The sequence below is a fragment of the Bradyrhizobium sp. 40 genome (genome assembly GCF_023100925.1).
Lineage (GTDB): Bacteria > Pseudomonadota > Alphaproteobacteria > Rhizobiales > Xanthobacteraceae > Bradyrhizobium.
In genome coordinates, this window is record NZ_CP064688.1 from 1,151,056 (window position 1) to 1,169,966 (window position 18,911).

An 18,911-nucleotide genomic window follows, 5' to 3' on the forward strand; every position below is an offset into this window, starting at 1 on the left:
CCATGTTGCTGTTGCTTGGAGGCTTCCTCATCCTCATGCTGCTCGGCGTTCCCGTGGCCATCGCCATGGCGGCGTCGTCGCTGCTCTACATCCTGGTCAGCGGCGTGACTCCCGACGTCACGCTGGCACAGCGCATGATCGCCGGCGTCGAGAGCTTTCCGCTGCTCGCGGTGCCGTTCTTCATCCTGGCCGGCAATCTCATGAACATCGCGGGCGTCACCGGCCGCATCTACAAGTTCGCCGTCGCGCTGGTCGGCTGGATGCGCGGCGGCCTCGGCCACGTCAATATCATCGGCTCGGTGATCTTCTCCGGAATGTCCGGCACCGCAATCGCGGATGCCGCCGGTCTCGGCACCATCGAGATCAAGGCGATGAAGGACCACGGCTACTCCACGGAATTCTCCGTGGGCGTCACCGCGGCCTCCGCCACGCTCGGGCCCATCATTCCGCCCTCGTTGCCTTTCGTGATCTACGGCATGATGGCCAACGTCTCGATCGGCGCGCTGTTTCTGGGCGGCGTCATTCCAGGCGTTGTCCTGACGCTGCTCATGATGGCCACCGTCACCTACTTCGCGCACAAGAACAAATGGGGCAGCGATACGCCGTTCTCCTGGCCGCAATTGGGATCGGCGGGGCTCGAGATCGTCGTCGTATTGAGCTTCCCGATGGCCGTCTGGCTTCTGACGGTCGCCGGTCTCTCCACCAATTGGGCAGTTGGTCTCGGCCTGTTCGCGCTGCTCGCGATCGACTGGTACTTCGATTTCTCCGCGGTGATGGCGCTGATGGCGCCGGTGATCCTGATCGGCGGCATGACGCTCGGCTGGTTCACCCCGACGGAAGCCGCGGTCGCCGCCGTGATCTGGTCGCTGTTCCTCGGCCTCGTGCGCTACCGCACCATGACGATGAAAACGGTCGCGAAGGCGACGTTCGACACCATCGAGACCACGGCGTCGGTTCTGTTCATCGTCACCGCAGCCTCGATCTTCGCCTGGCTGCTGACGGTGTCGCAGGCAGCCCAGATGCTGTCGGACTGGATGCTCAGCATCACCCACAACAAATGGGTGTTCCTGGCGCTCGCCAACGTCCTGATCCTGTTCGTCGGCTGCTTCATCGACACCACGGCGGCGATCACCATTCTAGTGCCGATCCTGTTGCCGATCGTGCTCAAGCTCGGCATCGACCCGATCCATTTCGGTCTGATCATGACGCTGAACCTGATGATCGGCCTGCTGCATCCGCCGCTCGGCATGGTGCTGTTCGTGCTCGCGCGCGTCGCAAAGCTCTCGGTCGAGCGCACGACGGTGGCAATCCTGCCCTGGTTGGTGCCGCTGATGCTCGCGCTGATCGCGATCACCTACATCCCCGAATTGACCCTCTGGCTGCCGAAATACATGGGACTTTCCAAATGACCTCAACTGCTCTCGCCGCAACCCTGTTTGGCCCCGAAGATCTGCGCATGGTCGAGCATCCGCTCGACAAGCTCGCTGAAGGCATGGTGCGCCTCCGTTTCGGCGCCGGCGGCATCTGCGGCTCGGACATGCATTATTTCCGTCATGCCCGGACCGGCGATTTCGTGGTGAAATCGCCGCTGGTGCTCGGCCACGAGATCTCCGGCGAGGTCGTGGAGATCGCGGGCTCCGCGGCGAACCTGAAGGTCGGCGACCGCGTTGCCGTCAACCCGTCGCGCTGGTGCGGCCATTGCGGCGCCTGCCGCCAAGGCCGGCAAAACCTCTGCGAAAATATCTACTTCATGGGCTCGGCCTCGAAGACTCCGCACATGCAGGGCGGCTTCGCCAATTATTTCGACGCGATTCCGGCGCAGTGCGTGAAGATCCCCGATCATGTGTCCTATCAGGCTGCGGCGCTGGCCGAGCCGCTCGCGGTCTGCCTGCACGCGGTGGCACGTGCCGGCAACATCGAAGGCAAGCGCGGCATCATCTTCGGCGCCGGTCCGATCGGGCTTCTGACCATGCTCGCCGCGCGCCGCGCCGGCATGACCGACATCACGGTGGCCGACATCGCACCGGCGCCGCTGGCCTTTGCGACCCGGCTCGGCGCATCTCACGTCGAGAATGTTGCCGCCGGCGAGGAAGGCCTGAAGGCGCAGGCCGCGTCGCGCCCCTACGATGTCGCTTTCGAAGTCTCGGGCACGGCTGCAGGCCTTGCCAGTGCGATCGGTATCGTCAGGCGCGGCGGTGTTGTCGTACAGATCGGCAATTTGCCGGGTGGCCAGATTCCGGTGCCCGCCAATGCGGTGATGGCCAAGGAGATCGAGTTGCGCGGCTCGTTCCGGTTCGGGCTCGAGTTCATGACGGCGGTAGAACTGATCGCGGACGGCAGTGTCGACGTGCTGTCGCTGGTGACCGCCGAGCGGCCGCTGTCCACCGCGCCGGAAGCGCTGCGGCTGGCGCTCGACCGCTCGCAGAGCGTCAAGGTCGTGCTGACCGCGAACTGATCGGAGAAAATGGGCATGATGCTAGAGGGATGGCGCTGGTACGGGCCGGATGATCCGGTCTCGCTCGACGATGTCAGGCAGGCCGGGGCGAGCGACATCGTCTCGGCGCTGCATCAGGTGCCGATCGGCGAAGCCTGGACACGCAAGGCGGTCGAGGAGCGCAAGAACTTTATCGAGAACGGCCAACCCGGCCGTTCGCAGCTGACCTGGTCGGTGGTGGAATCGATTCCGATCCCCGACGACGTCAAGCGTCTCGGGGCCAAGGCGACGCGCTCGATCGAGACGTGGATCGCCAGCCTGGAGGCGGTTGCCGCCGCCGGCATCAAGATCATCTGCTACAACTTCATGCCTGTCGTGGATTGGTGCCGCACCGATCTGGAATGGGAGCTGCCGAACGGCGCCCGCGCCATGCGCTTCGACCAGGATCGCTTTGCTGCGTTCGAGCTGCACATCCTGAAGCGTCCCGCCGCTATCCAGGAATACTCATCCGAGCAGCAGGCCCGCGCGAAAAAGCTGTTCGACCAGATGAGCCAGGCCGACATCGACTATCTCGTCATGGTCATCGCCAGCGCGCTGCCGGGCTCGACCACCGAGCCGATGACCATTCCGCAATTCCGCGACCGGCTCGAAACATATCGCGACGTCACGCCAAAAATTCTGCGGCAGCATCTCGCCGAGTTTTTGGGCCGCGTCACGCCCATCGCCGAGCAGCTCGGCGTTTCGCTGACGCTGCATCCGGACGACCCGCCGCGCCCGCTGTTCGGCCTGCCGCGCGTCGCGTCCAGCGCCGACGACTATCAGGCGTTGTTCGATGCCGTGCCGTCGAAGGCGAATGGTATCTGCCTGTGCACGGGGTCGCTCGGCGTGCGCGCCGAGAACAATCTTCCCGCGATGGCCGAACGCTTCGGTCCGCGCATCGCCTTTGCGCATCTGCGCGCGACCAAGCGTGAAGCGGGTTTGTCCTTCTACGAGTCCGATCATCTCGACGGTGACGTCGACATGGTCGCGGTGCTGAAGGCGCTGCTGAAGGAGAACGCGCGGCGTTCGCGCGACCGGCAAATCGTATTCCGGCCCGATCATGGCCATCGCATGCTCGACGATCTCGCGGCGACCAAGCGCACCAATCCGGGCTACACCGCGATCGGCCGCCTCCGCGGCCTCGCCGAGCTCCGCGGTGCGATCCGCGCGATCGAGCATCGATAGAGGCCAAGACTCTATCCACACCGTCATAGCGAGCGCGGCGAAGCAATCCAGAATTCCTCCGCGGAGAGACTCTGGATTGCTTCGCTACGCTCGCAATGACGCGGAGGGAGAGGTGCCTCGTCTCAACCTTGTCCTCTTAAGCGGGAAGGCAGAATACGTCCCGGGCACGCGCACAGATTGTCAAAGTTCCAGCCATATGCGAAGGTAGCGCCATTCCGTTTTCGATCGACGGATTGCAGCAATAAGCCATTTAGGAGCTTGATGTGAGCATTCTGGTCGAACTCCCTCCCGATCAATATGACCGGCGGGCATTTGCAAAATTCAACGAGACATCAACCGGCTTTGATCTCGACATCGCTCGCGCGATGATGTGGATGTCGCAACTCGCCTACGAGACCCATGTGCCGGACACCATCAATAGGATCTCTCCGTTCTGGGATCTGTCCGGTGTCAAGCTGCTGAGCCAACCGGCGCATTCGACGCTGCCGCTGACCGACACGCGCGGGATCATCGCGAGCAAGGGCGACGCAACCATTGTCGCCTTCGCCGGCACCGACCCGCTTCATCTCCTGAACTGGGTCAGCGATTTCACGCTTGGCCGACCGAAGGCGCCCGTGCACCAGGGGTTCGTCGATGCGGCGGCGGCCGTATGGGACGGCGTGAAGAGCGCACTGGCGGCAGCGCTGGCGCGCAAATCACCGATCTTCATCACTGGGCACAGCCTCGGCGCCGCGATCGCGGTGGCAACGGCGGACTTCGCGCGAGAGCAGCTCCAGCTCGCGGCTGCGCAGATCTATCTTTACGGTTGTCCGCGCGTGGGCCGCGACGATTTCGTCGCCCTCTACAACGGTACGTTCGGCAGGACGACCTATCGTCTCGTGCACGGCACCGACATCGTCCCGACCGTGCCTCCGCCTGGGCTTGGCTTTCATCACGTCGGCCGTTATCTCGCCTGTGCACGCGGCGCCAAATTCAGCGCCAGCCAGCTCACGACGAATGTTGGTTCGGATGAGCCAATGGCGAATGCTGGAATTGGTGAGCAGGTCCGCAATCTCCTCAGCGGCGTATCCGAGAACACGCGGTCGGATGTCGTCGGCAGGCTCACGGTGCTGCTGCCGGCGGGGATCGGCGATCACCTGCCCGATCGTTACTGTGCCGCGCTGACACCCGCCTAGACTTCGGTTTTGATGCGTTTTCTTCACGTGAACCGGTCCACTTCGCCCGAAAACGCGCTAGTAGCAAGCCGCCATCGCGCCGAGCTTCGGATAGAGCCGGTCGATCGCGGCGATCTCGCTTTTCATCTGCGCGGTGATCCAGTCGCGGATCTCGGCGGCGATGGGACGCATCGGCCGGTTGCGCGGCGGCAGGAATTCGCAGATGCGGCGTGTGGTGGTGAGCGTGTCGGAGGCCGGCACCAGCGCGCCGGTCAACAGCCAGTGCGAGGCGACCGTCAGCCAACCGAGCGCGATGCCCTGGCCGAGCAGGGCGGCCTGCATCACGACGGCATAGTCCGTGAAGCTCAGCGCCTTGGCCGCACCGCGGCGCCCCGTGAGAAGCGATGCGTAATCCGCGGCCCAGTCGCCCGGCGTCTCGGCGAGCCGAATGATGGTGTTGCCCTCGGCGGGATCGGTTTCGCCGAGATAGGCAGGACTGCACATCGGCAGCATGACCTCCTTCATCACCAGCGTGCCGCCGGATGACGGCTCCTCGCGATCGCGGAAGCGCATGCCAAGATCGACATTTTCCACCGGACCGCGGAGCGCGCCGGAGATCAGTTGAAAGCGCAAATCGACCTGAGGGAATTGCCGCTGCAGCTTGTCGATGCGCGGCATCAGCCAATGCGTGGTGAAGGCGGAGGAGACCGACAGCGTCACCGTCTCGGTGCCCTTGCGGCGCCGCTCGATCTCGACCAGCCCGCTCTCGATGCTGCGAAAGCCTTCGAGCACGCGGCGATACAAGAGTTCGCCTTCCTCGGTGAGCACGGCGCGTCCCGCCTTGCGGTCGAACAGGCGGACGCCGAGATGGTCCTCGAACTGACCCAGCATCCGGCTCACCGCAGGCTGGGTGACGTTCAATTCGGCGGCCGCAGCCGTGAAGCTGCCATTGCGCGCCGCTGCATCGAAGACGAACAGGGCGTTACTTGAGGGCAGCATCCGGCGCAGCTCGGGCATAACACCATGTTATGAGCCGGGTGAGAATTTGGCAATTGCCGAGTTTTGCCAAGTCTGGTGTCATCGACATGACAGCCTAAAGACAGGGCTCGCGAGCGAAGAAGTTGGTGCGGTGCACGCTTCGACCGTAAGTGCTCAAATGTCCTGTCTATAAAGCAGGCTTATGGCGCGCAGTGAGGCACGCCATGTAGGGACATGGCGAGGTCGATCGTTGGACAAACGAGCGGAAAGCGTCGAGATCAGATCCGCGAGCAAGGCCTATGGCGCCGTTCGCGCCCTCGACGACGTGTCCCTCAATGTCGCGGCCGGCGAGTTCGTCTCGCTGCTCGGCCCCTCCGGTTCCGGCAAGACCACGTTGCTCGGCATCCTTGGCGGCTTCATCCTGCCATCGAGCGGAACGATCCTGTTCGGCGGCCGCGACGTCACCTGGATGCCGCCGCACAAGCGCGACATCGGCGTCGTGTTCCAGAACTACGCGCTGTTCCCGCATATGAGCGTCGGCGAGAATGTCGCCTTTCCCTTGCGCGCGCGACGGCTGCCGAAGGCGGCCTGGCCGGATAAGGTGCGCGCGGCGCTTTCGATGGTCGGCCTTGCCGGCTACGAAGAGCGCGGTATCGCGCAACTCTCCGGCGGCCAGCGCCAGCGCGTGGCGCTCGCACGCGCCATGATCTTCGAGCCGCGGCTGATCCTGATGGATGAACCGCTGTCCGCGCTCGACAAGCAGCTGCGCGAATCCATGCAGATCGAGCTGCGCACGCTGCACAAGCGCATCGGCGCCACCATCATCTACGTCACCCACGATCAACGCGAAGCGCTGACCATGAGCGACCGCGTCGCCGTGATGAAAGACGGCAGGCTGATCCAGATCGACGCGCCCGAGCGCCTACACGATCATCCCGCGGATTCCTTCGTCGCGAGTTTCATTGGCGAGGCCACGATGCTTCCCGTGCGTCGCGTCGACGCCTCCAGCGTTGCGCTCGGCAATGTCCTTCTGCGCAGCGCCCGGGCCATTCCCGACGGGGACGCGCTGATGCTCGCGGTGCACAGCGAAAAATTACTGATCGACGACGGCGCTCAGGACACCGCCTGCAATCGGCTCACCGGCACGGTCACGGACATCGTCTATCAGGGCGAGAGCCTCCGCATCTTCCTGGCGCTCGCCGATGGCATCGGGCTCAGCCTGCGCCAGGCGAGCTATCACCAGGCCTACAGCCGCATCCCGCCGCTCGGCGGCAGTCTCACCGTGACCCTTCATCCCGAGGACACCATCGTCGTGCCCAGGGTGAGGGACTGAACCCAAGCCTTGTCCAACCGAGAGAAGAAGCCAAAAAATGTCGTCAACAGCCTCGTTCAGCAATTTCAAGGTTCTCACCTTCGACGTCGTCGGCACCTTGATCGACTTCGAGACCGGCGTGCTCTCCGCGGTGCGCCGGATCTCGGGCAAGTCGCCGGCCGAGCTCAGCGATGACAAGATCTTCGAATCCTACAAGCGCGGTCGCGACAAGCACCACGAGCGTTCGAGCGAGGTGATGTTTCATGTCTATCGCTATCTTGCCAAGGAGCTCGGGCTACAGGCCGATGACGCCTCCTGCGACGTCTTCCAACTCGCGGTGCTGCGCTGGGGACCGTTCCCGGACTCGGTCGAGGCACTCAAACGCCTGCGCACGAAATTCCGCCTGGTCGCGATGACCAATGCCGACCGGGTCGCGCTCTCCTGTTACGCGCATGCGCTCGGCAATCCCTTCGACGATACCGTGTGCGCCGACGAGACTGGCGTTGCGAAACCCGATCCGGAGTTTTTCGCGTACAACAAGGGGCGCCAGTCTGCTTTCGGTTACAAGCAGTCCGATATCCTTCACGTCGCGCAGAGCCAGTATCACGACATCGGGATCGCGCGGAAACTCGGCTACAAGGTGTGCTGGATCGAGCGTCGTCAGGGCATGGCCGGCTTCGGAGGCACACCGGCCGTGGAGACGCTGACCAAGCCGGACTTCCATTTTCCGACCTTGAAAGCGCTTGCCGATGCGGCCATCGGGCCGGCGGCGTAGGCATGAGCGGTGGCATGACACGGGACCGGAACGCGCTGCCATCGGCCAACTCGCTGTGGGCCGCCACGGCCGAGCCCGCGCGCGAGTTTCCGGCTCTGTCAGGCGAGCAGCAGGCGGATGTTGTGATCATCGGGGCGGGCTATACCGGCCTGTCCGCTGCGCACCACATCGCCAAGAGCGGCCTTTCGCCGGTCGTGCTCGAGGCCAATCGCCCGGGCTGGGGCGCGAGTGGCCGCAATGGCGGCGTGATCACCGCAAAGTTCCGCCTCTCGTTCCGCGAGATCGACGCCGTGCACGGCCGCGCCATGGCGCAGCGCATGTACGGGGTCGCGCATGAATCCACCGATATCGTCGAGGAGATGGTCTCCGAATTTGGCATCACCAGTGCCGCGTTGACGCGCACCGGCCAGGTCAAGGCCGCCCACAACGAGACGACCCTGAAGGCCGCGATCGACGAAGCCAACTGGATGAAGCGTGAGATGGGCGATGCGGAGGTCCGCATCCTCGACAAGCGGCAAGTGCGCGACGAGACCGGCTCCGACATCTTCGTCGGCGGCGTGCTCAATCCCGGCTCCGGCGGCATCCATCCGCTGAATTATCTGCGCGGCCTTGCTGATGGCGTGGCGCGCCGCGGCGTGAATATTTTCCAGGAGTCACCGGTCGTCAGACTGCGGCGGGAGAACGGCGGCATCGTCGCCGAAACGCCGCAGGGCGCGGTGCGGGCAAAGCAGGCGATCCTCGCCACCAACAGCTATTCCGACCTCACCGGCGCGACCGCGAACATGCAGCGCACGCTGATCCCGTTCCGCAGCGCCATCATCGCAACCGACAAGCTGCCGCGCAACCTCGCGGGAAGCCTGATGCCGACCGGGCGCACCTACACCGAGACCAAGCGCATGATGCGCTGGTTCCGCATGGTCGACAACCGCGTGATTTTTGGCGGCCGCGGCGCGTTCGGCAAGCAGGATTCGGAAGCCGCCTTCGACGCTTTGCGCAAGGCGATGGTCGGCATCTTCCCGGATCTCGCTGACCTCCCGCTCGCCTACAAATGGTCGGGCCTGGTCGGGATGACGCTGGACTCGGTGCCGCATATCGGCCGGCTCGACGACCGCACGCTGTTCTCGATGGGCTACAACGGCGCGGGCGTGGCGATGTCGAGCCTGATGGGCCGCTATCTCGCCGCCTTCGTGCGCGGCGAGACGCCAGAGGTCGGGCTGCTCGACGCGCGGCGATTGAGAGCCATCCCGTTCTATCCGCTGCGCGAGCCCGCCGTCCGCATGGTCGCCGGCTGGTACCAGTTTCTCGATGCGATCGGTCAATGACGTTTAATTGGTGACAGAGGAGGCGAGGATGACGACGAAACGAGATATTCGATTTGGCTACGCGCTGTTGGGCGGATCGCTCGGATTGTTCGCAACAACCGGCATCGCCGCCGCTGCCGAACAGATCACCTTCGTCTCGCAGGGCGGCGCCTATCAGCAGGCGCAGACGGTGGCAATTCTCGATCCCTCCGCCAAGAAGCTCGGCATCACCATCAACCAGGACTCCATTCCCGATGCCTGGCCCGCGATCAAGACGCAAGTCGGTAGCGGCAAGCCGATCTGGGACGTCGTGGATACTCCAACCGGCTATTGCCTGCGCGGCGGCGAGCAGGGGCTGATCGAGAAGCTCGATTTCTCGAAGATCCCGAACGCGGCGGCGATGCCGGAGGCTTATCGCAATCCCTATTCGGTGTCGTACGAGTTCTATTCCAGCGTGCTGGCCTACAGCCAGAAGACGTTCCCGAAGGATGCGCCGAACAGCTGGATCGATTTCTGGGACGTCAAGAAATTCCCCGGCCGCCGTGCGCTGCGCAACCATCCGATCGCCACGCTCGAGGCGGCGCTGATGGCCGATGGCGTCGCGCCCGACAAGCTCTATCCGCTCGACGTCGACCGGGCCTTCAAGAAGCTCGAAGAGATCAAGCCGCACATCACGGTGTGGTGGACCTCCGGCGCACAGTCGGCGCAGCTTCTCAATGACGGCGAGGTCGATATGGAGATGGCCTGGAACGGCCGCGTCAGCGCAGTCGCGAAGGAAGGCGCCAAGGTCGCGTTCACCTACAACCAGGGCGTTTTGCAAAGCACCTCGCTCTGCATCCTCAAGGGCGCGCCGAATCTCGAGACGGCAGTCAAATTTCTCAACGAGGCCGTCGATCCCGTGCACCAGGCCAATCTGCCGCTCAATATCGATTACGGCCCGGGCAATCCCAAGGCGTTCGATACCGGCGTGATCAAGCCCGAGCGCGCCGCGCAATTGCCGAGCGAGCCCGCCAATGCGGCCAAGCAGGCGCTGATGTCCTACGCCTGGTGGTCCTCGCCGGCCGGCGAAGCCGCCGAGAAGCGTTGGGCGTCGTTCATGCAGAAGTAAGCCAAGCGAGACCGCATTGACGAGATCCATGCCAGATCCATCGCAAAAGCATCAGCGCCGCGAGCATGCGCTGATGCTGGCATTGGTATCGCCGGCGCTGCTGGTGATCTTGGCCCTGATCGTGTTGCCGGTCGGCTGGCTCGCCTGGCAGTCGATCTATCATGACGGCTTCACGCTGGAGAATTATCGCCGCGTCTTCACCGAAGACATCTACTGGCGCAGCTTTGCGCTGACCTTCGAGATCAGCCTCGCGGTCACGGGAATCGCGCTGCTGCTTGGCTATCCCGTGGCCTACCTCGCCAACTCGGTGCCGAAAGGATGGAGCATTCTCATCCTGTCGCTGGTCGTGCTGCCGTTCTGGACCAGTGTGCTGGTGCGCGCCTATGCCTGGCTGGCGCTGCTCCAGCGCACCGGTGTGATCAACCAGCTTTTGCGTTATCTCGATGTGACGAGCGAACCGCTCGCGCTGGTGCACAACACCTTCGGCACCGTGGTTGCGACGGTACACATCCTGTTGCCGTTCATGGTGCTGCCGCTCTATGCCACCATGCAGAAGATTCCGAGCGATCTCATGCAGGCCGGCGCCAGCCTGGGGGCGAGCCCGTCGCTCACCTTCGTCCGCGTCTTCCTGCCGCTGTCGCTGCCGGGCGTGCTCGCAGGCTGCACCATGGTGTTCGTGCTCTGCCTCGGCTTCTACATCACGCCGGAACTGCTCGGCGGCGGCCGCACGGTGATGGTGTCGATGCTGGTGAGCCGCAATGTCGAGCTCTACAACCAGTTCGGCGCCGCGAGCGCGGTCGCCGTCGTGCTGCTCTTGAGCGTGCTCGCGATCTTCTTCGCCGTCAGCCGCTTCATCTCGCTCGAACGCATATTGGGGCAGAAATGACACGATTGTCGCCCGCCCGGATCGCCCTCTATGTGATCAGCGCGCTGGTGCTGGTCTACCTGATCCTGCCGGTGCTGATTATCGCGCCGATCTCCTTCTCCAGCGCGCGCTTCCTGACCTTCCCGCCGCCGTCGTTCTCGCTGCGCTGGTATCAGCAGTATTTCTCCAACGCCGCCTGGATGCAGGCGACGCGGGTGACGCTGACGGTCGCGCTCCTGACCGTGGTGATCGCGACGCCGCTCGGCGTTGCCGCCGCCTACGCCATCAGCCAGTCGAAGCTGCGCATCATGCGCGTCATCCACGTGGCGCTGCTGTTGCCGCTGGTGGTGCCGATCATCATCACTGCGGTGGGCATCTTCTTCCTCTATGCCAAAGTCGGCCTGGTCGCGACGCTGCCGGGCCTGGTGCTGGCGAACGTGATGCTGGGCCTGCCATACGTCATCATCTCGGTGCTGGCGGGTTTGCAGAGCTTCGACCCGGCGCAGGAGATGGTCGCACGCAGCCTCGGCATGAACCGCCTGCGCAGCTTCTTCGCGGTGACCCTGCCGCAGATCAAGTCCAGCGTGGTCGCAGGCGGCATCTTCGCCTTCATCTCGGCGATGGACGAGACCATCGTCGCGCTCTTCATCTCCGGCGGCCAGTATCAGCCCCTGACCAAGCGCATGTTCACCGCGCTCCGCGACGAGATCGAGCCGACCATCGCCGCCATCTCGACGCTGATGACCGCGGCCTCGTTCATGCTGGTGCTGCTGGCAAGCGCGCGGCAGCGCAAAGGGGCATGACGGCAAGGGGGCCCGCTCCCAGGTCGACGTCCGAGAGAGGCATGGCTGCCGCCGCTATTTGCCGAAGAGGCATGACGAGGCCGTAATGCCGGGCAGCGGTTTCGGCCTTGCACCTTGTTTCCGGCTGTCCTACGCCAGCCCGGAACAAAATTTTCGCGAAGCTGCGAAACGCATTGCCAAAGCCTTGAGGGAGCCGTCATGACCATTCGCAACACCCGCACCGGGGGCCAGATCCTGATTGATCAGCTGGTCGCGCAAGGCGTCGAGCGCGTCACCTGCGTGCCGGGCGAGAGCTACCTTGCGGCGCTCGACGCGCTGCATGACAGCCCGATCGACGTCATGATCTGCCGCGCCGAGGGCGGTGCGGCGATGATGGCGGAGGCCTATGGCAAGCTCACCGGCCGCCCCGGAATCTGCTTCGTCACCCGCGGCCCCGGCGCCACCAATGCCAGCCACGGCGTCCACATCGCGATGCAGGATTCCACGCCGATGATCCTGTTCGTCGGTCAGGTCGACACCGGCATGCGCGAGCGCGAGGCGTTCCAGGAGCTCGACTACAAGGCGGTGTTCGGCACCATGGCGAAATGGGCGGTCGAGATCGATCGTCCCGACCGCATTCCGGAGCTGGTCGCGCGCGCCTTCCGCGTCGCCATGCAGGGGCGGCCCGGTCCCGTCGTGATCTCGCTGCCCGAAAATATACTGACCGAGACTGCTGCCGTTGCGGACGCCATGCGGATCGAGCCGGCGGTTAGCTGGCCGGCGCCCGCCGATATCGAGCGCGTTGGCGCCATGCTTGCGAGCGCCAAGGCACCGCTCGTCATTCTCGGCGGCTCGCGCTGGACCGATGAGGCGACCAGGAGCATCGCGCGCTTTGCCGAGCGCTTCGACTTGCCGGTCGCGACCTCGTTCCGCCGGGCCTCGCTGATCGACGCCGATCACTCGCACTATGCCGGCGATCTCGGCATCGGCCCGAGCCCGGGCCTGAAGGCGCGCATCGACAACGCCGATGTCGTTCTGCTCATCGGCGGCCGCATGTCGGAGATGCCGTCCTCATCCTACACGCTGCTCGACATTCCGACCCCGCGGCAGAAGTTGATCCACGTTCATCCGGGCTCCGAAGAGCTCGGCCGCATCTATCAGCCTGAGCTCGCGATCCAGGCCACGCCCGCCGCGTTCGCGGCCGCGGTCGAGACGCTGAAGCCTGCCGGCGCCGTCGCCTGGAAGGGCGAAGCCGCCAAGGCGCATGCCGATTACCTCGCCTGGACCGAGAAGGCGCGCGAGCTGCCGGGCACGTTCCAGTACGGACAAGTCATGACCTGGCTGCGCGATCGCCTGCCCAAGGACGCGATTGTCTGCAACGGCGCCGGTAATTATGCCGGCTGGATCCATCGCCATCACCGCTTCCACAGTTTTGCGGCGCAGCTCGCTCCGACGTCTGGCTCGATGGGCTATGGCGTGCCGGCCGCGGTGCTCGCGAAGCGGCAATATCCGGACCGCACCGTCATAGCTTTCGCCGGCGACGGCTGCTTCTTGATGAACGGGCAGGAATTCGCGACTGCCGTGCAGTACGACGCAGCCCTCGTCGTCATCGTCGTCGACAATGCGCAATACGGTACCATCCGCATGCACCAGGAGCGCGACTATCCCGGTCGCGTGGTCGGCACCCAGCTCAAGAACCCTGATTTCGCGATGTACGCAAAAGCGTTCGGCGGCCACGGCGAGCGCGTCGAGCGCACCGAAGAGTTCGCGCCGGCCTTCGAGCGTGCGCTCGCCTCGGGCAAGCCGTCGATCCTCCACTGCATCATCGATCCGCGGGCGATGTCGGTCGGCAAGGACTTTGCCCCTGCGGTGAAGGCTTAAGCGATGTCGGAGGGCCGCCACGTCGCCATCATCGGTGCCGGCGCGGTCGGCGTGATCAGCGCCATTGAGGCGCTGCGCGAGGGACATCGCGTCACATTGATCGATCCGGGCGAGCCCGGTGGCGAACAGGCGGCGAGTTACGGCAATGCCGGCTGGCTCTCCTCGCATTCGGTGATCCCACCGGCCGAGCCCGGCGTCTGGAAAAAGGTGCCGGGTTATCTGATGGATCCGCTCGGACCGCTCGCGATCCGCTGGTCTTATCTGCCGAAGGTGCTGCCCTGGTTGATCAAGTATCTGCTCTCGGGCTGGACCGAAGCGCGGGTCGAAAGGACGGCCTTTGCACTGCGCGACCTCCTGAAGGACGCACCGCTGTTGCACAGGAAGCTCGCGGAGGAGGCGGGCGTTCCTGAATTGATCGAGCGCAATGGTGTGATGCATGTCTTCCCGTCGCGCGGCAATTTCGACAACGATCTCGGCTGGCGCGTGCGCAAGCGCGTCGGCATCGAATGGCTGGAGCTTTCGGCCGACGAGATGCGTCAGCGCGAGCCTGATTTACATCCGCGCTACACGTTTGGCGTGGTGGTGGAAGAGGCCGGGCGCTGCCGCGACCCCGGAGCCTATGTCGCGGCCCTCGCGCAACATGCGCTGGCAAGCGGCGCCAAGCTTGTGCGCGCCAAGGCAATCGGGCTGAAGCTATCTGACAACAAGCTCGTGGCTGTCCTGACCGAGACCGGCGAGATTGCGTGCGATGCCGCGGTGATTGCCGCCGGTGCGCATTCGAAGCGGCTCACCGCATCCGTCGGCGATCCGCTGCCGCTGGAGACCGAGCGCGGCTATCACGTCATGATCGAGAATCCGGAAACGGGCCCGCGCAGCTCGTTGATGGCCTCGGATGCGAAGATGGTGGTGAACTGGACCGACAAGGGTTTGCGCGCCGCCGGGACGGTCGAGATCGCAGGCCTCGAGGCCGAGCCCAACTGGAAGCGCGCCGAGATTTTGCGCAACAACCTCTTCAGCATGTTCCCGAAACTGCCGACGGATATTCCGGCTTCGCGTATCAAGACCTGGTTTGGCCATCGGCCCAGCATGCCGGACGGACGTCCCTGCATCGGCTACGCGCGGGCATCGCGCGACATCGTCTATGCCTTCGGTCACGGCCATATCGGCCTGGTCGGTTCGGCCCGCACCGGCCGTCTCGTCGCCCAGCTTCTGAGCGGCAAGCCGCCGGAAATTCCGCTCGCACCGTTTTCGCCCGATCGTTTTCTCTGAGATCGCATCATGACCGCTCCAGCCAACTCGTCCCTCCGAATCGCCCGCGGCGGCAAAGCCATTTATGGGGCGCCGCTTGGCATCCTGATGCTGGAGGCGCGCTTTCCCCGCATTCCCGGCGACATGGGCAACGGCGCCACCTGGCCTTTCCCCGTGCTCTATCGCGTGGTGAGCGGCGCCTCGCCGGAGAAGGTGGTGCTGAAGGGGGCGGCCGGTCTGCTGCCGGATTTCATCGACGCGGCGAAGGATCTGGTGCGGCTCGGAGCCGAAGCCATCACCACCAATTGCGGCTTCCTCTCACTGTTCCAGAAGGAGATCGCAGCCGCGGTCGGCGTTCCCGTCGCGACCTCGTCACTGATGCAGGTGCCGTGGGTGCAGGCGACCTTGCCGCCGGGCAAGCGCGTCGGCGTCGTCACGGTGTCCGGTTCGTCCTTGACGCCGGCCCACCTCGCGGGTGCCGGCGTTCCTCTCGATACGCCGCTGGTCGGCACCGAGCACGGCAAGGAATTCTTCCGCGTCCTGATCAAGGCCGAGAAGGACGACATGGATATCGCGCAGGCGGAACGTGACGTGGTCGAGGCCGGCAAGGAGCTGGTCGCCAGGAACCCGGATGTCCGCGCGATCGTGCTGGAATGCACCAACATGCCGCCTTATGCGGCAGCTTTGCAGGCCGAAGTTGGATTGCCCGTGTATGACATCTATTCCATGATCACCTGGTTTCATGCCGGACTGCGCCCGCGTCAGTTTGGCTAGAGGTCGAGAAGCTGCCATGGCGCAGCAATGCGCATCGTTCTCGCTGAACTCATGCGAACGGCAGCAGCTATACAATCCCTCGATACCTGATCGCGCCAGACGGTCAGAGCTTTCGCGGCTGAACATCGCTAGAGTAAGGCTCGAAATCCACGGAGACCAGCGGTGCACAGCCTTCAATCCAATCCCGACACGCGCGCAGACGCTTGGCCGTCCGAGCTCTACCGCATCCTGAAGGCCGCCGACGTGCGACAGATGTCCTACGTCCCCGATGCCGGCCACAGCCAGCTCATCAGCCTGTTCTCGGCCGACCGCGACGTCACCACCAACGTGCTGACGACGGAAGAGGAGGGCGTCGCCATCGCCGCAGGCGCCTGGCTCGGCGGCCAACGTAGCGTGCTCTTGATGCAGTCGAGCGGGGTCGGCAATTGCATCAACATGCTGTCGCTGTCGGCGATCGGACGATTTCCACTGCTGATGCTGGTGACGATGCGCGGCGAATGGGCCGAGTTCAATCCCTGGCAGGTGCCGATGAGCCGAGCGACCCAGCCGTCGCTGGAAGCGATCGGCCTGAAGGTAATGCGCGCGGAGACGGCGGAAGATCTGGTCGAGACCGTGGAATCGGCCGCAGCGCTCGCCTACGATTCCGATCAGCAGATTGCGGTCCTGATCGGGCAGCGCCTGATCGGCAAGAAGAAGTGGTGATGCCAATGCAAGCCCAGCTCGACCGCCGCGCCGCCGTCGCCGCGCTCTTGAAAAATCGCAAGGACACGCTGGTCGTGTCCGGCCTCGGCTCGCCGACCTATGACCTTCATTCGGTCGGCGACCATGACGGCAATTTCTATCTCTGGGGCGCCATGGGCGGCGCCGCGCTGATCGGGCTTGGCCTCGCCCAAGCCCAGCCGGGAAAGCGCGTCCTCGCTTTGACCGGGGATGGCGAGCAGTTGATGGGCCTCGGCGGCATCGCCACCATCGGTGTCGCGCGCCCGCGCAATCTCGACATCGTCGTGATCGACAACCAGCATTTTGGCGAGACCGGAATGCAGGCCAGCCACACCGGGCGCGGCGTCGATCTGACCGTCATCGCCGCCGCCTGCGGCTTCGTTGCGACCGGGACCGTGCGGACGCTTGAGGAGGTGGAGCGCCTCACGCGGCAGATCGCTGAGCCGGCCGATGGCCCGCGGCTTTTTGTCATCAAGGTTCTGGCCGAAAATCCGCCGCGCTCGCTGCCCTCGCGCGATGCTGTCTTTATCAAGAACCGGTTCCGTGCTCATCTCGGCTTCGCGGCGGCCTGAGCCGGGTTTCTCACCCTGCAACAGTCTGCCCCGAAGCAGCTATCCTGGAGTGAGACCATGAAACTAACCGGCAAGGTCGCCGCCATCACCGGCGCGGCGCGCGGTATCGGCAAGGCTTGCGCGAAGAGATTCCTGGCCGACGGCGTCAAGGTGGTCATCTCGGATGTCGATTCCGATGGCTTGGCCGCGACGGCTGCCGAACTCGCGCGACCGGATGCCTTGCGTACCGTCGTCGGCAACGTCGCCAAGCGTGCCGATGTCGACCAACTGGTCGCAACGGCCGTGAAGGAGTTCGGCCGGCTCGACATCATGGTCAACAACGCCGGCGTCGCTCGTAACCGGGACCTCCTGGAGATCTCCGAAGAGGAATTCGACGAGATCATTGGCATCAACCTGAAGGGCGCATTCTTCGGTGTGCAGGCGGCGGCCAAGCAGATGATTGCGCAAGGCGGCGGCGGGGTCATCATCAACATGTCCTCGGTCAATGCACTGCTGGCAATCCCGGCGCTTGCCACCTACGCCATGTCCAAGGGCGGCATGAAGCAGCTCACCTCGGTCGCAGCCGTCGCACTCGCTCCGCACAATATTCGCGTTGTCGCGGTCGGGCCGGGAACGATTCTGACCGACATGGTGGCATCGTCCATCTACACCTCGGAGGATGCCCGCAAGACCGTGATGTCACGCACGCCGGCCGGCCGCGGCGGCGAGCCGGGCGAGGTGGCCTCCGTCGTGGCGTTTCTTGCGAGCGACGATGCCTCCTACATCACTGGGCAGACCATCTACCCAGACGGCGGTCGGCTCATTCTGAATTACACGGTGCCGGTGAAGGAGAAGTAGGGCGGACCCATTCGTGTCATCGCCCGGCTTGACCGGGCGATCCAGTACGCCGAGACAGCAGTGATGGAGGCGATGGGCTGCGGCGTACTGGATGCCCAGCCTTCGCGGGGCATGACAGCCGTTGTGAGGCGAACAGTTTGCCGCTCACTCCGCTGCAGCCGTCATCCCGTGACCAAGCCGTTTCGAAATGCCGCCCGCGCAATCGCGCAAAGCATGGGCGATCGGGCTGTCCCACCGCGCGTCAAATGTGCCTTTCGGCCCCATCGCGGTGATCACCAGCGCGACATGGCCGGAATGGTCGAACACCGGTGCAGCGAATGCGTTGACGCCGGGCAGGGGGTCGCCGAGCGCGCGGGCGAGGCCGTGCTTGCGGACCTCGGTGAGCATGTCCGCGACCTTCGCGCCTTTCACAGTGCGCTTCGGATTGTAACCGACACCGTGACGGTCGAGGCCGCTTTCGAGTGCGGCGTTGATCGTCTTCTCCGGCAGGAAGGTCGCAAAGGCCCGGCCGGTCGCCGTCTCCAGCAGCGCCATCACCGAGCCGGCGCGCATCACGATGTGGACGGGCTGGCCGGGTTCTTCGAGCTGCACCACGGTCGGGCCGTGCGTCCCCCAGACCGCGAGCGAGACCGCATGCCCGATCTGGCTTGCGAGCGCCGCGATCTTCGGTCCTGCGATGCGTACGCCGGACAGGCGGCGCAGGCTGATCAGGCCGAGCTCCAGCGCCAGCGCGCCGATCTCGTAACGGCCGGTGGTCTCGTCCTGCTCGATCAGGCCGATGCGGGAGAAGCTGGCGAGATAGGGATGCGCCTTGGCCGGCGTCATGCCGGCCTCGCGCGCGAGATCGCGCAGCATCATTGGCTCGCCGCACCTCGCAAGTGCGCGGAGCAATTCTCCGCCGACCTCGATCGACTGGATGCCGCGGCTCTCTCTTTTCATGCGCCTC

General features: G+C 64.6%; 18 protein-coding genes. 16 read left to right on the forward strand and 2 right to left on the reverse strand.

Annotation, left to right across the window (positions count from 1 at the left end):
- The first annotated feature begins 2 nt into the window (after window positions 1–2).
- From IVB40_RS05450 to IVB40_RS05465, 4 genes are all read left to right on the forward strand, one after another.
- On the forward strand, window positions 3–1,409 hold the full coding sequence (locus IVB40_RS05450) for a TRAP transporter large permease (RefSeq protein WP_247818279.1): 1,407 nt from the start codon (window positions 3–5) through the stop codon (window positions 1,407–1,409).
- Complete coding sequence (locus IVB40_RS05455) at window positions 1,406–2,455, forward strand: L-idonate 5-dehydrogenase (protein ID WP_247818280.1); 1,050 nt, start codon at window positions 1,406–1,408, stop codon at window positions 2,453–2,455. Before IVB40_RS05450 ends, IVB40_RS05455 begins: the two co-directional genes overlap by 4 nt.
- 15 nt (window positions 2,456–2,470) lie before the next feature.
- Entirely contained in the window at window positions 2,471–3,658 is a 1,188-nt protein-coding gene (uxuA, locus tag IVB40_RS05460; RefSeq protein ID WP_247818281.1) for a mannonate dehydratase, read from the forward strand.
- Window positions 3,659–3,921: 263 nt separating this feature from the next.
- Complete coding sequence (locus tag IVB40_RS05465) at window positions 3,922–4,833, forward strand: lipase family protein (protein WP_247431197.1); 912 nt, start codon at window positions 3,922–3,924, stop codon at window positions 4,831–4,833.
- A gap of 57 nt (window positions 4,834–4,890) precedes the next feature.
- On the opposite strand, the gene IVB40_RS05470 is transcribed toward IVB40_RS05465, so the two are convergent.
- Window positions 4,891–5,829, reverse strand: coding sequence for a LysR family transcriptional regulator (locus IVB40_RS05470; RefSeq protein ID WP_027570516.1), 939 nt, complete (start codon window positions 5,827–5,829; stop codon window positions 4,891–4,893).
- Window positions 5,830–6,040: 211 nt separating this feature from the next.
- Here IVB40_RS05470 and IVB40_RS05475 point away from each other — a divergent pair, with 211 nt between their 5' ends.
- The 12 genes from IVB40_RS05475 (at window position 6,041) to IVB40_RS05530 (ending at window position 17,965) form a co-directional block, all read left to right on the forward strand.
- On the forward strand, window positions 6,041–7,123 hold the full coding sequence (locus IVB40_RS05475) for an ABC transporter ATP-binding protein (protein ID WP_247818282.1): 1,083 nt from the start codon (window positions 6,041–6,043) through the stop codon (window positions 7,121–7,123).
- Between the two features lie 37 nt (window positions 7,124–7,160).
- Window positions 7,161–7,877: an HAD family hydrolase gene (locus IVB40_RS05480; RefSeq protein WP_027570518.1), complete on the forward strand. Its 717-nt coding sequence runs from the start codon at window positions 7,161–7,163 to the stop codon at window positions 7,875–7,877.
- A gap of 14 nt (window positions 7,878–7,891) precedes the next feature.
- Window positions 7,892–9,199: an FAD-binding oxidoreductase gene (locus IVB40_RS05485; protein WP_247818283.1), complete on the forward strand. Its 1,308-nt coding sequence runs from the start codon at window positions 7,892–7,894 to the stop codon at window positions 9,197–9,199.
- A 28-nt stretch (window positions 9,200–9,227) separates the two neighbouring features.
- Window positions 9,228–10,286, forward strand: a complete 1,059-nt coding sequence (locus tag IVB40_RS05490) for an ABC transporter substrate-binding protein (RefSeq protein WP_247431186.1) — start codon at window positions 9,228–9,230, stop codon at window positions 10,284–10,286.
- A 28-nt stretch (window positions 10,287–10,314) separates the two neighbouring features.
- On the forward strand, window positions 10,315–11,172 hold the full coding sequence (locus tag IVB40_RS05495) for an ABC transporter permease (RefSeq protein WP_247818284.1): 858 nt from the start codon (window positions 10,315–10,317) through the stop codon (window positions 11,170–11,172).
- A complete protein-coding gene (locus tag IVB40_RS05500; RefSeq protein ID WP_247818285.1) occupies window positions 11,169–11,954 on the forward strand; it encodes an ABC transporter permease in 786 nt (261 codons plus the stop codon). Before IVB40_RS05495 ends, IVB40_RS05500 begins: the two co-directional genes overlap by 4 nt.
- A gap of 198 nt (window positions 11,955–12,152) precedes the next feature.
- Window positions 12,153–13,814 (forward strand): thiamine pyrophosphate-binding protein, encoded by a 1,662-nt coding sequence (locus tag IVB40_RS05505; protein ID WP_247818286.1) that lies wholly within the window; start codon window positions 12,153–12,155, stop codon window positions 13,812–13,814.
- A gap of 3 nt (window positions 13,815–13,817) precedes the next feature.
- Complete coding sequence (locus IVB40_RS05510) at window positions 13,818–15,083, forward strand: FAD-binding oxidoreductase (RefSeq protein ID WP_247818287.1); 1,266 nt, start codon at window positions 13,818–13,820, stop codon at window positions 15,081–15,083.
- Between the two features lie 9 nt (window positions 15,084–15,092).
- Window positions 15,093–15,836, forward strand: a complete 744-nt coding sequence (locus tag IVB40_RS05515) for an aspartate/glutamate racemase family protein (RefSeq protein WP_247818288.1) — start codon at window positions 15,093–15,095, stop codon at window positions 15,834–15,836.
- A gap of 162 nt (window positions 15,837–15,998) precedes the next feature.
- Window positions 15,999–16,538, forward strand: a complete 540-nt coding sequence (locus tag IVB40_RS05520) for a thiamine pyrophosphate-binding protein (RefSeq protein ID WP_247287797.1) — start codon at window positions 15,999–16,001, stop codon at window positions 16,536–16,538.
- On the forward strand, window positions 16,538–17,128 hold the full coding sequence (locus IVB40_RS05525; protein WP_247287798.1) for a thiamine pyrophosphate-dependent enzyme: 591 nt from the start codon (window positions 16,538–16,540) through the stop codon (window positions 17,126–17,128). Before IVB40_RS05520 ends, IVB40_RS05525 begins: the two co-directional genes overlap by 1 nt.
- 57 nt (window positions 17,129–17,185) lie before the next feature.
- A complete protein-coding gene (locus IVB40_RS05530; protein WP_027570528.1) occupies window positions 17,186–17,965 on the forward strand; it encodes an SDR family oxidoreductase in 780 nt (259 codons plus the stop codon).
- Between the two features lie 144 nt (window positions 17,966–18,109).
- Here the strand turns inward: IVB40_RS05530 and IVB40_RS05535 are convergent, their stop codons facing one another.
- Entirely contained in the window at window positions 18,110–18,904 is a 795-nt protein-coding gene (locus IVB40_RS05535; protein WP_247818289.1) for an IclR family transcriptional regulator, read from the reverse strand.
- Window positions 18,905–18,911 lie beyond the last annotated feature (7 nt).